Source organism: Paraflavitalea sp., from assembly GCF_059502485.1.
This window is the reverse complement of record NZ_JCACET010000004.1, coordinates 601,015-614,393: the sequence shown is the minus strand read 5'-3', so window position 1 is coordinate 614,393 and position 13,379 is coordinate 601,015. Positions and strand designations below refer to the sequence as shown.

Genomic DNA, 13,379 nt, shown 5'->3' with positions numbered 1-13,379 from the left:
TAAGGGATAGGAAAGCGTTATTGAAGATAATATTTTTACAGCCGAGGTCAACATCAAACAGAATTTCCTTTACAGGCAATATAACAGGAAAAGGAAATGGTGGTTTCCAAGGGCTGTCTCTACGGAGGCGGCCTTTTTTATCCGATGAGTTTATAGCCTATTCCGCGAATGTTCATGATCCTTACTTCAGGATCGTGCCGGAGGTATTTGCGCAGGCGGGTGATGAATACGTCGAGGCTTCGACCGGTGAAGAAGTCGTCGTTGCCCCAGATGTGCAGCAGAATGGATTTACGATCTATCACCTGGTTTCTATTAAGCAGGAACAGCTTCAGCAGCTCTGCCTCCCGGGCAGTTAGTGATATGATATCTTCTTTTCGTTTCAGGAAGGCTTGTTTGTAGTGGAAGGTATATTGGGTACCGATCATTACCGGTATATCCGGATCGGCCATTTCTCCAAAGAGTGTACGACTTTTACTCGTAAGGGCTTTGATGCGCACTACCAACTCTTCCATGCTGAATGGTTTTTTCAGGTAGTCATTGCCGCCGCTTTCAAAGCCTGTGACCACATCCTGTGGCAACGATTTAGAGGTGAGAAAAATGACCGGGGTTTCCATGTCGGTAGTCCTGATCTGCCGGGCAAGGGCAAAACCATCGGCATCGGGCAGCATAACATCGAGTATCAATATATCGGGCCGGCTGCTGTAATAGGCTTCAAGGCCAGCGGTAGCGGTGGCATGATGGGTAACTGAAAAGCCCCGGCTTTCGAGGCTTTCACGGACGATCTCGGCCAGGTTTAGCTCATCTTCCACAAATAAGATATTGGTTTGCTTTGCTATCATGCCTGTAATCCTAATTTAAAGGTACTGCCTTTTCCGGGGCGACTTTCGGCCAGGCACCAGCCACCGTGTTTCTCCATAATATATTTTACATAGCTCAGTCCCAGTCCATGTCCTTTTACTTTATGGATATTGCCTGAAGGGACGCGATAAAACTTATCGAATACGTAGGGCAGGTCGCCGGCAGCAATGCCGATACCATCATCCTTCACCACGATGATGTAGTATTCTTTCTCCCGGTAAAAGCTGATGTCGATGGTAACGCTGGGGCCGGAATATTTTACTGCATTATCGACCAGGTTGTTGATGGCATTGTACAGGTGCAGCCTATCTGCCAGCACCACATCTGTTTCTGCTGTGTTGACATAGTTTATAATAACCTGTTTCTCTCCTCCTATCGAATATTTGTTGATGATCTCTTCGATCATTGTACTGACTTGCACCGGCTCATGCTTCAGTTCAAAGTCCTGTCGCTCGTAGACGGATATGTTCAGTATTTTATTGACCAGGTCTCCGAGTCGCTGTAATTCGGATCGGGAAATTTTCAGGTAACGTTTTGTTTTATCGGGGCTTCGGAGGGCATCAAAATCTTCCAGTGCTTCTACAGCAGCGGTCACGGTAGCAATCGGGGTTTTCAACTCATGGGAGATGTTACTGATGAAGTCGTTTTTGATGGCCGATAGTTTTTTCTCGCGCCTGATGACTTGTATTAGGTAGATGATCGCAAATACCACTATGGCCAATAGAACGAAAGACGCGATCACTATTCCTGTCATTTTACTCCTCATATAGCGCACCGGCTTATGGAACATGGCGCGCACGTATGATGCCTCTTTTTTATAGGAATAGGTAGGATATGATTTTGTGATAACAGGATATCTATTTTGCAGACTATCGGGAAACTGGCTCCGGTTTAAGGTGCTATCATCGACCCGGAGGTAGAAGGCAAATGGCTCGTATATATTTTTTTCTTCCAACAGTCTTTGGAAAACAGGCCGCAAACGCAGGGTATCAAAAGTAAAGTCGTTTACGTATTGGGTAATGTGCTTGCCCAGATTCTGTGTCCGAAAGAAAACGATGTTTCTTTCCAGATCCTCCTTGCGGTACATTGCGGCAAAGTAGCTCGCCACTTTATCCCGCATAGTATCGGTTGCCGACTGTATGGGTTTATTGAGGTGTATGGAAGAAAAGCTGTATTTGTCTGTCGTGTCTTTTTTACTGGCTATGAAGTAAACATGGGCTCCTACTTTCTCATTCCACTTGCTGGTGATGCTGGTTTCAGTAGTATCTTTTAGTGTTTTGTAGATGAGGGATTCTATTGTATCGCAACGCAGTTTATGCTCTATTTTGATCGCATCTTCAAAAGCATAGTTTACTTCTTTATCAAACCGCTCTTTGTTGACCTGGTAATAGTCCCTGATCCATAAGGATTGTGACAGGATAACCCCGCATACTGCGACGATACAGATAATGACTATAAGGCGGGTGCTTCGGTTCATGCTTACTCAAATGTAGGTCGCTATGGCGAACGCTCCCATTTCTATTAACATAAATTAACAAAGTCTAACAGTGTGCCTAACCTAATTACCGGGCAAGGTTTGGCAGCTTTGTTGAAAATATTTGCCCCATGCGTAGTTTACTTTTCCTATTAATCATTGCCTGTAGCGCGACGGCTCAGGCTCAACCTGCCTTAAAGGTAGGCGATCTATTTCCTGATATTTTTTTCCGGAATGTTGTCAATGCGCCTACCCGGGATCTGGAAGCGCGTATGTATACCACTAAGTTCACTATCGTGAATTTCTGGGGCACCTGGTGTTCGCCTTGTCTGCCAGATATGGACAGCCTTGCCAAACTTCAAGTCAAGAACAACTCACACATCCAGGTAATCGGTGTTTCCAATGATCCAGTTGACAATCTGAAGAAATACGTGGCACGTAAGCCTTCGACATTATGGTTAGTTTCCGATACTGCCAGTTGGCTGTATCGACAGTTTTCTTTCGATTATGTAGGGCAGGCGGCAATTGTGGATCAACAGCACCGTATTGTGGCATTGGTTCAAACACACTCCATCAATCAATCTATGATCGACAAGCTGCTCAGGAAGGAGGTCATCCCTTCGTCAGGAGAAACCAGCAAAAAAATTGATGTTATTGAAAACGATCTTTTTGCTGTGGATAGTTCTTTGAGCTACCAATTTACCTGGAGTGGTTACCGGCCGGGCATTCCCGGTATGTCCAAAGGTTATTTAAAAACAAGTTTCGAAGGAAGAAGGTGTACGTATTTCAATTCCTGCGTCACCAGTATGCTCATGGACATTTACAAGGTCACTGCTAAGCAGCTCATTTATGAGGTACCGGAAAAAAGTGTTTGCAACTTCGATAATAAGGATACGCGTTATTGTTTTGATCTTCTGGTGAAGCCTACACAGAAGGATAGTTTGCGGATCATCATGCGCGAGTTGTTGCACAAGCTTTTGCCTATAAAGTTTCGCCTGGATAAAAGGGAGATGCCTGTGTATGTGTTACGGCGGTTGCCTGGCGCCGCTGCCTTGCAGGAATCAACTGCTGCTGAGGAAATATATAGCTTCACTGGAAATGGTTTTGACGGTAAGCGGATTGGAATAGGCGCATTTGCCGGATACCTGGCGAATGATCTGGGATTGCCCGTGGTGGATGAAACCGGACTAACCGGCAAGTACGATATCAAAACTTCTTATGTAATGCGTACGAGGGATGAATTACTGGATGCCTTAAAAAAGCTCGGGTTGTCTGTAGAGAAGACAACCCGGCCTATGGATGCTGTGATCATTTATCAATAGTGTTCTCAACTTTCAAAGGGTGAGCCGCCCTTCAAGGGCGACCCACCCTTTCATCAATAATGTCCACGTATAAATGGTAATACTTCTGTGTTGTATAAAGCCCTTAGCTGCTTGTGTGTGTCTGCAGTTAAAGAAGCCATGGCTGAGGCTGCATTGTTGCCTGTAACCTGCGACACTTTGGAAGCGCCGGGTATTACGGTAGTTACTTCGGGATGATCGAGTATCCAGCGGATGGCTGCTGTAGCCATATTTCCGGCAGGCAATAGTTCTTTCATTTTACCGGCCACTGCTACTCCTCTGCTGAACTCAACGCCGGAGAATGTTTCTCCTGCATTGAATGCTGCTCCATCGGCATTGTAGTTGCGGTGGTCTTTTTCGGCAAATGTGGTAGTGGCCGTAAATTTTCCGGAGAGTAATCCGCTGGCCAGGGGCACCCGTATAATGAGGGCTACTCCTTTGGCTGCAGCTTTGGCAAATACTTCTTCTGCCACATGCTGACGAAACAGGTTGAAGATGATCTGCAGGGAGGCCAATCCTTCGTGCTCCATGCACAGCAGGGCTTCTTCTGAAGTTTCTACGCTGGCGCCCCAGTAGCGGATCAATCCTTCCTGTTGCAGGCGTGCGAGGTGTTTGAATACATCTCCCTGCCGCATGGTTTCTGTGGGGATACAATGTAGTTGTTCCAGGAAAAGTTGCGATTGCTGCAGGTGGGTGAGTGAATCTTCCACGTGACGGCGTATGGCATCGTAGGTAAAGTTCTGCGGCCATCCATTGGCTCCATCGTGCCTGCGGCCGAGCTTGGTAGCTACAAATAATTCCTTGGTTTGGGTTTTGAGGAATTCTCCTATGAGTTTTTCGCTCACGCCCATTCCGTATACATCGGCGGTATCGATAAAGTTGCCGCCTTCGTCTACATAGGTCTGGAGTATTTTAAATGCTTCTTCTTTATCTATTGTGCCCCAGTCGGCGCTGCCCAGTTGCCAGGTGCCCAATCCTACTTCGGCCACCTGTGCTGCCTGAAATTTTCTGTATTGCATATCCAATCTATGGTTGTTGTTTGCTTGTTTTGTTCGGTCTCAAATATAGTGCATCCTGCTGTTTATCAAATAATACAGCCTGCAGCACTATAGTACTTAACCATTGTTAACCTGAATATAACCGGGATTATCGCATATCCTTACTGCTTATACGTAGGTTTTTACGGGCATTCCCATGAGGGGCTCTGTATAGCTGGCTTCCTGCCAGTTTTTTGGAGTGATGCCTTCTGATTTTTTGAAGGCCCTGATGAAGTAGTTGACATCGCTAAAGCCGCATTGCTGGCTTACGCTGGTAACGGTATTCTTCCTGTCGACCAGCAGTTGCCGGGCCAGCCTGATCCGTTCGCGGGTAATGTATTCAAGGGGTGTAATACCGAACTGTTGTTTGAACCATTTAAAGAACATATTACGGCTGAGGTAGGCTTTCCGGCTCAGCTCATCAATCGCTATTTTTTCGAGGAGGTGTTCCTGTATGTAATGCAACACGTATTGCATCCGGTTGCTATTGGTATTATCGGCACCATCCGGGCCTGCCTGCATCAGGCGCTGGCTTTGCATCAGCCTTATGAATAATTCCTTCAGGCCGAGATCGGCAAAGATGTTCTTCGACTTATCGCCACTGCTGCAAATGCGGATCAACTTGTTGATGATGGTACTGATCTGGTTATCGTTGGTAAAATGGAATTGTTTGAATTGTAATGTCCATTCTGTCGTCTCTTGTTTATCGCAGTTGTAGTACTCATTGAGGTATTGCATGATCTGCTCAACATAAGCGGTGTCTACTGTCAGTGCAATGCATTGGGTAGGATCGGAGAACTGTGCTTCCGGGAAATCAACTACTATAGGCTCATTGGCAGGGACGATGGCCGTTTCACCTGGTAAATACTCGAAAGCAGGATTATCATAAAGGTGAACGATCTTTTTTCCGCGCACCATACTGCTGATGAGGAGGTCGTTGAACTGAAGGGGTATGCTGTAGGCCTGTTGGTAACTTTCATAAATATTAAACTCACAGTTCTGGAGGTTGTAGACCCGCCGGTTCTCTACCAACTTGTCCAATTGTTCAGGAGAGGTAAGCTCAATTGGTTGCAGTGAGTTGTTTACAGGCATTGACTGAGGATTTTGGCTTTCTGAAGTTAGTTTTCTTCTCTCACACTCTGTCCATAAAGGGTACAATTGTGCTATAAATAAGTACAAAAATGCACCCGTTTGGCTTAAATATTTAGAAAATTAGCATAATTGTTTAAGTGTAAGCGCGCCTCTATCAATTGTATACTTCAGCGAAGGGTTGGTTTGGCAGGTTGCAGAGCGCTGTAGTAACGAGATAAATCAAGGTATTATAAGGACGGCCCAAAGCTGGCAGGAGCAAAATTTTTCAGGCAGGTTTCGAGGCGAATTTTGAGCGGCCCTGCATGGCCGCTCTTTTTAAATCATAAAGCCTCCTTGCGGAGGCTTTATGATTTTGTATATAGGTTTCGACAGGCTCAACCTGACATCAACTGTCTTAGTACTTGGCGGGTACGCCGGGTTTGGGTAAGGACTTTTTGATGAACTCACGGATGTGCTCGTTGCTGGTAGCAAGGTCTTCTTTGCGCAGGTACATCATGTGTCCGCTGCGATAGCCTTCCCAGCTAAGACGGCCTTTCAGCCTGCCGCTTGGATCCATCTGCCACATGTCATATTTCGCATTGAAGTAATCGCAAGCGCCATCATAGTATCCTGACTGCACAAATACATGGAGGTAGGGATTCTGCGCCATCGCCTGGCGAAGGTTCTCTCCCGTTTGATCACCACTGCGATCCCATGGATTTACCGGACCAAACATATTGTACTTCAAATCGGTCTTATAGTTCAGGTCATTGCGCAGGTACATATTGATGGGCGGTGTAAAGGAATGTAACCAGGAAGTAAGCTCTGCATTGAAATCGGGACGCTCACCTCCATCTTGTCTGTCGATGCCTTTGTAGCGTGAATCGAGACGGCCTACAGTCCATCCTTTATCGCGCAGCAACTCTTTCCAGAAGAAGTTGGTCGATACATCGAGGTTGTATTGCAGGATGATCTTTTCTGACAGGCCTGAATAGCGGGCCATCTTAGCTGCCACTTCTTTCTTTTTTGCTTCTGGCAGGAAACCACCCCTGGCGATAGCAGGGATCAGCTCATTGACTGTAAACTCCTCCACCTCTGGCAGCATGGCCGTAAGGTCTTTTTGCTGCAGATCAGTTGGCAGCATTTTATGATACCAGGCAGTGGCTGCAAAATAGGGTAAACGCAGGGCAGCTTCTACCGGCCCGCTTCTTTCGATTCCCAGATCTGTAGGCGATACCAGCACTACACCATTGAGATACATCCACTGAGAGTTTTGCAGCTCGAGCGCCAGTCCTGATACACGTGTAGTACCATAGCTTTCACCAATCAGGTACTTGGGTGAAGCCCAGCGATTCTGACGGGTAACGAAGGTGCCGATCCACTCTGCGAGGTATTTGATGTCGGCTCTTACGCCAAAGAATCTGCTACCGGGTACATCTTTGCTTGTGGGCCTTGAGAAGCCAGTATTCACGGGGTCCACATATACGATGTCAGCAACATCAAGTATAGAGTGGGGATTTTCTTTGATGCCATAGGGCTGAATGGGATATCCCTCATCATCGATGTTGAGTAATACGGGGCCGGTGTAGGCAATGTGCATCCACACGGAAGCTGAACCGGGTCCTCCATTGAAGGAGATCACCAACGGACGGGGTGCTTTGTCCTTAATATCTGTTCTTTCATAGTAAGTATAAAAGAGACCTGCGATGGCTTTTCCTTCTTCATCCCACACCGGCAGTGTGCCAGCCACTGCTTTGTAAGGAATACGTTGCCCTTTGATAGTGACTTCATGATTGGTGGTCACGGATGCATCGGGATCGAGCAGGGGCTTTGAAGGGGCCTGCCTTTCTTCTTTTACGGCAGCAGGTGTAGCCGGGGGCGGAGTTGTTGGCCTTTGTCCTTGTCCTCCTCCTCCCTGCCTTTGCTGTGCAAAGGTGAGGGCGGTAGTAGAAATAGCAGCCAGTAGCAATAGAGACTTTCTCATAATACACGAATTGGTTTTACTAATTACACGAAATTTTAGGAATTAAGCGAATATGATGAATTGGACGGTTATTACTTGCCGATCAATGATTGTTGGTTCATATTCGTTAAGAACAAAGCAATATTACTTTATTTCGTAACGTACCTGTTCAGTGATGCCCTTCCAGCTATCCGTGCGGAAAGGCAGGGCCGGGAATCCTTCTTTGTTGTAGAGGTTGGCCTCCGGCATGTCATCGGCCCAGGCATAGCGCACTGATACCGGGGCTGCCACCTTATCGCTGTACACTATTATTTTATCGCCCACCACTTGGGCCTGTGCAAAATAGAATTGCTGGTCGGCTCCGGCTATTTCAAATCCTTTGATGTAGCTGTACTTGTCTTTTGCCATAAAGCCGCTTGCAGCATGGGTGAAGGTGAGCTCGATTTTGTTGCCCATTGTTTTCATTGACTGATATGTGGGGCCGCTGTATTCTCCGTTCTTCTGATAAATGTTGTTGAGCGCGATCGCTGCGAGGCGTTTGCCTACATCCTGTTTGTTGCGGGGATGGATGTCTTTTGATTCGCCAATATCGATCGTGACTGCCATGCCTGTGTTGGGCAATGCGAGGGTGTTGGTCTGTGCTTCTCTCAACTCGGCCCAGGTACTTCCTTTTTTAGTATCGCCATTACCAGCATTGAAGCTGGCCAATTGTACGAAGTAGAAAGGGAAATCGCCCTGGTCCCAACGGGTGCGCCAGTCGGTGATCATGAGGGGGAATGCTTTGCGGTATTGGTAAGCACGGCCTGCATTGGTTTCGCCCTGGTACCAGATGGCTCCCCCGACAGCGTAAGGAATGAGGGGATTGATCATGCTATTGAACAGCAATGTGGGATAACTGTTTGGCCCCAGCTTGCTGTTTACCTGCAGGGCCTCTACTTTGTAGCGCCAATCTCCTGCCAATGATTGTGCCTGGTTGTCGACCGTCAGTTTCATGGCTGCCGCATCTCCATAGATACCGCCTCCACCTCCACCATCAGTTGCACGAACGGTGATCACGTTTTTACCAGCTTTCAACACGCCTGCAGGTATTGTATACTTGCGGTCTGCATCGTACTGAGCCGTGCCACCCACTTTTACGCCGTTGACCCAGGTTTCATCGATGTCATCTACTTTGGCCAATTCAAGGGTAGCTGTTTTACCAGCTTGTGCATCGGTGATATTGACTGTTTTGCGAAACCATACGATGCCATCCATATCTGTGAGGCCGCGCGTTTCCCAAACGCCAGGAAGCTGCATGTGTGCCCAGTTGTCATCATTCAAGGTGAGGCTATTCCAACCAGTTGTTTCCATGCCAGCCTTGAGCGGCCCTTGCTGGGCTTCTATTTTTTGTATCAGTTGTTGCGCCTGTTTTTTTGCATTTTCTTCCAGGTTGGCCACCGGTGCGTTGGCAAAAAGTGTTTTAAACTCTTCGCTGTTCTCAAAGGCTTCTTTGCTGGTCCAGGTCTCTACCATTGTGCCACCCCATGATGTATTAATAAGCCCAATGGGTACATTGAGTTGTTTGTTCAATTCACGGGCAAAGAAGTAACCTACAGCGGTGAATGCGGGCACATTTTCGGGGGTGCATACTTTCCAGTCGCCGCTGGGAATATCTTTCAAAGGTGAAGTAGCAGTGATATTAGGTATTTTGATATGCCGTATCTGTGGGTAGTTGGCATTCCTGATCTCTTCTTCTCTGTTGTTGCTGCTGTTTACCGGCCATTCCATATTGGACTGACCTGAGCAGATCCACACCTCTCCTACCAAAATGTTGTTGATGGTAAGACTATTCTTTCCTTTCACGGTCAATGTGAAGGGGCCACCGGCCTGCTCAGGATCAAGGGCGATCTTCCATTGTCCTGCTTTATCGGCCTTTACTGTTTTGACCTGTTTGTTGAATTGTACGGTGATCTTTTCATTGGCGCCTGCCCAACCCCAAACCGGGATTGGCTTATTACGCTGAAGTACCATATTATCGCCGAAAATGCGGGGAAGGGTAACGTTGGCATGTGCGAACCGGGCTACGAGGAGTACCGCCATGCAAAGGACAAGTCTTTTCATATTGAAATTTGGCTGTTTTGAAAAATCGTTTGAGCAGCTAAAGTAAAGGAAAAGAATACAGAATTCAGAATACAGCCGCAAGAATCCTGCATACAGACGCCGGGTTGCAGCGTACGAAATACAGTACAGGATCAGGGAACAAGCCTAAAAAGCCCTAACTACCTGTAAAAAAGAGGGATGCCGGTACGAAATCAGGATGTTTTTTCCTGCCGTACCGGCATCCAAGTTTTTCATTCAATAACCTTCGATCCGTTTGTTCCAATTACCGTGAAACCACTTCAAATTTCCTGAAGATTGACCGTACACTATTTTGAATTTCTTTTTGTGTAAGATGACGGCTGCTCACTTCGTCGGTCGTCCACCCCTGCCATACTGTTTGATCTGTTTTAGCATCTACCATCGTCACTGTAAGTGTTCCTTCCCGAACAGATACTGCGTTGTCATCGTATCCGAGGAACATGGACGGGTAGTAGATGGTGCCGTAGCGACGCAGGTAAGGATTGTAGAAAAGTCTGCTGTAGGGACGTGAGTAAACCGGATTGGATGACTCGCGGGTAGCCCTCTCGACCAACACATCATAACTAATGAGCACATCGGGACGGTTCTTATCTTCTTTCCAACCCTGCTTTGCGAGTTCTTTGCCTACTGCCAACTGTACCTGTCTGTCGGTAAGGTCATTTTGCCTGACCTTGTTGTCTTTGTTTTCTTTCTTGTCGTCTTTCCTGTCTTCTTTTTTGTTGTTCTTCTGGTCCTTTTGGTCATTGCTTTCACTGGTTACCCAGGCAAAGGTTTTGTACAGGGACAAATCTGCTGTGTCGTCTTTTTCCACGTGGGCCGGCGCCGCACATCCTACTGCCAGCAACACGGGGATCATCAAGGCCATTGTACTTTGCTTCCACTTCTTCATGTCACATTGCTTTTATGTTGCGAAAGTTGTTATCACTCTTATTAACGTAAGATGGCAGTGGAGCGTCAATAAAGTTTTGTGAAAGATTGGTTAGGGAAAAGTTAATTGAGGGGAAGTTGAAAGGTTGACGGGGTTGATAGGTTGATAAGGGAAGACAACAGAAGGACAGTGAACTGTAGTGTGGGTTGAATTGTTATATGTTGGTTGAGACGTTAACAGGTTGATAGGTTGAAAAGAAGGCTTTTTGCAATTGGGCTAAAGCCCAAAAAAACGAGATATAGTCACAGAATCCCGGCCCTAAAGGGACCGGGCAATTCGTTTACTCCGTTAAGTTAAAGGAGGGACTAAGCAATGTTTGCTGCGCAGACCAAAGGTGTCTCATCTTTGGCAAATAATCTGTTTGACAAATTATATCGAGCGGCTTTACTTAAGCTCTTAGTGCGGAGACGAGGTATGCTATTTTGGAATGTAGCTCGCCGGGACGGAAGGGTTTGTGGATGAAGTCGGTGAACCCTTTCTGCAAGAGGTCTTCCTGCATGTTGTCGTATACTGCGGCTGTAAAGGCTACTACCGGTATGTTGTTGTTGAGTTTGCGTATTTCCCGGAGCGCCGTGGCGCCATCCATTTCGGGCATTTCAAGGTCAATGAGTAACAGGTCAAACTCTTCCTTTCTAAATTTCTCTACCGCATCTCTTCCGTTGACCGCTTCGGTTACCTGTATACCCCATTTAGATAAGAAACGCTTGGCAATGGCCATGTTTACCGGGTTGTCCTCGGCAATGAGTATCCGGGTGCCTGGCAACTGCTTCAGCTGGCTTGCATTTTCTTCATGGATATAGCGTGGCCTGCTTTCGTTGATCTTCAACTCTACCGTGAAATGGAAGGCGCTTCCTTTGCCTTCTTCACTTTCCAGCAACAGGTCGCTATTGAATTTATTAACGATCTTCTTGGTGATGGCGAGGCCCAATCCCGTACCTCCATATTTGCGGGTAGTGTTGACGTCGGCCTGTGTAAAGGTCTCGAATATTTCCCGGTGCTTATTGCGGGGTATGCCAATACCAGTATCCATCACAATAAACTGTATGGTGGCTTTGGTACTGGAGGCAAACAGTTTGCGCACAGCCAGCGTGATCTTACCCGAATGGGTGAACTTGATGGAGTTGGACAACAGGTTGCTCAACACCTGGTTGAGGCGAGTTTCATCGGTAATGAATTCTGCATCCAATCTATCGTCTATATCTGTCTTAAACTCCAATCCTTTTGCTCTTACCTGTGAAGCGAACTGGGTAGACACCTGGTTGATGAACTCTTTGATGTTCACCGGTGCTTCAGCCAGTTCCAGCTTGCCTGCTTCTATTTTGTTGTAGTCGAGGATATCATTGATGAGCATCATCATGTGCTCGGAAGAGAATTTCAAAATATCGAGGTGCGCTTTCTGGGAAGACAGGTGTTCTTCCTGTACCAGCAGGTTGGAAGCACCAATGATACCATTCAATGGTGTCCGGAGTTCATGGCTCATGTTGGAGAGGAAGCGTGATTTGGCCTTGGCCGCTACTTCAGCTTTTTCTTTGGCTTTCATCAATTCAAACTCTGTCATCTTCACGTGGGACACGTCGAGAATACTGATCTTGGTGTATCCTATATCTTTATAGGAGAATGGCGCCAGGCTCACATAGCCATGAAAGGTGCGGCCTTTTTGGGTAGTAAAGGCCAGCTCGCCCTGCCAGCTTTGTGTTCCATCTGTCACGTTTTTCTCTATCGCATTGAACCGGCGTATATGGTCTTCATCGAACCAATTCTCTATGTGCGATCCTTCTATCTCTCTCTTTTCTTTTACATCAAAGAGTTCCAATGCCCGCAAGTTACAACTGGCAATGATGCCCGACTGGGTATAGATGATGAATACTCCATCGAGTGAAGTATTGAAGATCGTATCTCCGAATTTTTTCTCCTGCAGGATCGCCACTTCATTGTCCTTATTGACCCGGAGGATCGAATAGGAGAAGATGATGGTCATGCAAAGAGATATGACCAGGTTACTGCTATACAATCGTGTATACAATGCATCGTTGATGACCTGTACTGTATTGGTATATGGTGACAGCTTCAAACAAATGAGTGATGCTATAACGGTAATGGCATATACTATGAAGAGCTCCCGTGAGTTTCGCCGGATACTAACTACAAAGGTGAGAACCAGGAAGTAAGGGAAGTAGAAAAGGTATTCCCCTGCTTTAAGCCCTTCTATATAACTGATAACAATGAGGTACAGGTTGAGGTTTACCACTGCTATGATACGCCCCACTTCGAGCTTACGGCGCGAGCCAAAATAGAAGGCCAGCAAAAAGAAGTATGCTGACGTAATATTAATAAGGGCGCTGATATAGAGTTTATGGTAGAAGTAGGATATAACGGAGAAGAAGTTAACCAGTAATGCAAGGAGTATGAACTGGTTAAAGCCGATGATCTTTTTTCGCTGGTCTTTTGTGATACCATCCTGCAGGCCGGAAAACACAATATCCCGGTAAATTGACCACCCCAGATATAATAATTTCTCCTTCATAGAGTTATTGAATTAGGCATTTTTCACAAAAACAGGTTTATTAACCTGTTATGTAACGAAAAAACC

The 13,379-nt window shown here is 46.6% G+C and carries 9 protein-coding genes; 1 reads left to right on the top strand and 8 read right to left on the bottom strand.

Annotated elements, in window-relative coordinates:
• Positions 1 to 137: 137 nt before the first annotated feature.
• A complete protein-coding gene (locus AC5JBY_RS02435; RefSeq protein ID WP_495902952.1) occupies positions 138 to 839 on the bottom strand; it encodes a response regulator transcription factor in 702 nt (233 codons plus the stop codon).
• A complete protein-coding gene (locus AC5JBY_RS02430) occupies positions 836 to 2,335 on the bottom strand; it encodes a sensor histidine kinase (protein WP_495902951.1) in 1,500 nt (499 codons plus the stop codon). The genes AC5JBY_RS02435 and AC5JBY_RS02430 overlap by 4 nt, the downstream gene beginning before the upstream one ends.
• 128 nt (positions 2,336 to 2,463) lie before the next feature.
• On the opposite strand from AC5JBY_RS02430, the gene AC5JBY_RS02425 reads away from it, so the two are divergent.
• A complete protein-coding gene (locus AC5JBY_RS02425; protein WP_495902950.1) occupies positions 2,464 to 3,654 on the top strand; it encodes a TIGR03435 family protein in 1,191 nt (396 codons plus the stop codon).
• Between the two features lie 53 nt (positions 3,655 to 3,707).
• On the opposite strand, the gene AC5JBY_RS02420 is transcribed toward AC5JBY_RS02425, so the two are convergent.
• The 6 genes from AC5JBY_RS02420 to AC5JBY_RS02395 form a co-directional block, all read right to left on the bottom strand.
• Entirely contained in the window at positions 3,708 to 4,691 is a 984-nt protein-coding gene (locus AC5JBY_RS02420) for an aldo/keto reductase (RefSeq protein ID WP_495902949.1), read from the bottom strand.
• A gap of 147 nt (positions 4,692 to 4,838) precedes the next feature.
• A complete protein-coding gene (locus AC5JBY_RS02415; protein ID WP_495902948.1) occupies positions 4,839 to 5,801 on the bottom strand; it encodes an AraC family transcriptional regulator in 963 nt (320 codons plus the stop codon).
• 394 nt (positions 5,802 to 6,195) lie between these two features.
• A complete protein-coding gene (locus AC5JBY_RS02410; RefSeq protein WP_495902947.1) occupies positions 6,196 to 7,764 on the bottom strand; it encodes a S10 family peptidase in 1,569 nt (522 codons plus the stop codon).
• A gap of 123 nt (positions 7,765 to 7,887) precedes the next feature.
• Positions 7,888 to 9,843, bottom strand: a complete 1,956-nt coding sequence (locus AC5JBY_RS02405) for a sialate O-acetylesterase (RefSeq protein WP_495902946.1) — start codon at positions 9,841 to 9,843, stop codon at positions 7,888 to 7,890.
• A 262-nt stretch (positions 9,844 to 10,105) separates the two neighbouring features.
• Positions 10,106 to 10,750 (bottom strand): DUF4136 domain-containing protein, encoded by a 645-nt coding sequence (locus tag AC5JBY_RS02400; protein WP_495902945.1) that lies wholly within the window; start codon positions 10,748 to 10,750, stop codon positions 10,106 to 10,108.
• 427 nt (positions 10,751 to 11,177) lie between these two features.
• On the bottom strand, positions 11,178 to 13,313 hold the full coding sequence (locus AC5JBY_RS02395; protein ID WP_495902944.1) for a hybrid sensor histidine kinase/response regulator: 2,136 nt from the start codon (positions 13,311 to 13,313) through the stop codon (positions 11,178 to 11,180).
• Positions 13,314 to 13,379: the final 66 nt, after the last annotated feature.

Coding starts and splice junctions, on each gene's coding strand:
- AC5JBY_RS02435 (WP_495902952.1), bottom strand. CDS start 839: ATGATAGCAAAGCAAACCAATATCTTATTTGTGGAAGATGAGCTAAAC.
- AC5JBY_RS02430 (WP_495902951.1), bottom strand. CDS start 2,335: ATGAACCGAAGCACCCGCCTTATAGTCATTATCTGTATCGTCGCAGTA.
- AC5JBY_RS02425 (WP_495902950.1), top strand. CDS start 2,464: ATGCGTAGTTTACTTTTCCTATTAATCATTGCCTGTAGCGCGACGGCT.
- AC5JBY_RS02420 (WP_495902949.1), bottom strand. CDS start 4,691: ATGCAATACAGAAAATTTCAGGCAGCACAGGTGGCCGAAGTAGGATTG.
- AC5JBY_RS02415 (WP_495902948.1), bottom strand. CDS start 5,801: ATGCCTGTAAACAACTCACTGCAACCAATTGAGCTTACCTCTCCTGAA.
- AC5JBY_RS02410 (WP_495902947.1), bottom strand. CDS start 7,764: ATGAGAAAGTCTCTATTGCTACTGGCTGCTATTTCTACTACCGCCCTC.
- AC5JBY_RS02405 (WP_495902946.1), bottom strand. CDS start 9,843: ATGAAAAGACTTGTCCTTTGCATGGCGGTACTCCTCGTAGCCCGGTTC.
- AC5JBY_RS02400 (WP_495902945.1), bottom strand. CDS start 10,750: ATGAAGAAGTGGAAGCAAAGTACAATGGCCTTGATGATCCCCGTGTTG.
- AC5JBY_RS02395 (WP_495902944.1), bottom strand. CDS start 13,313: ATGAAGGAGAAATTATTATATCTGGGGTGGTCAATTTACCGGGATATT.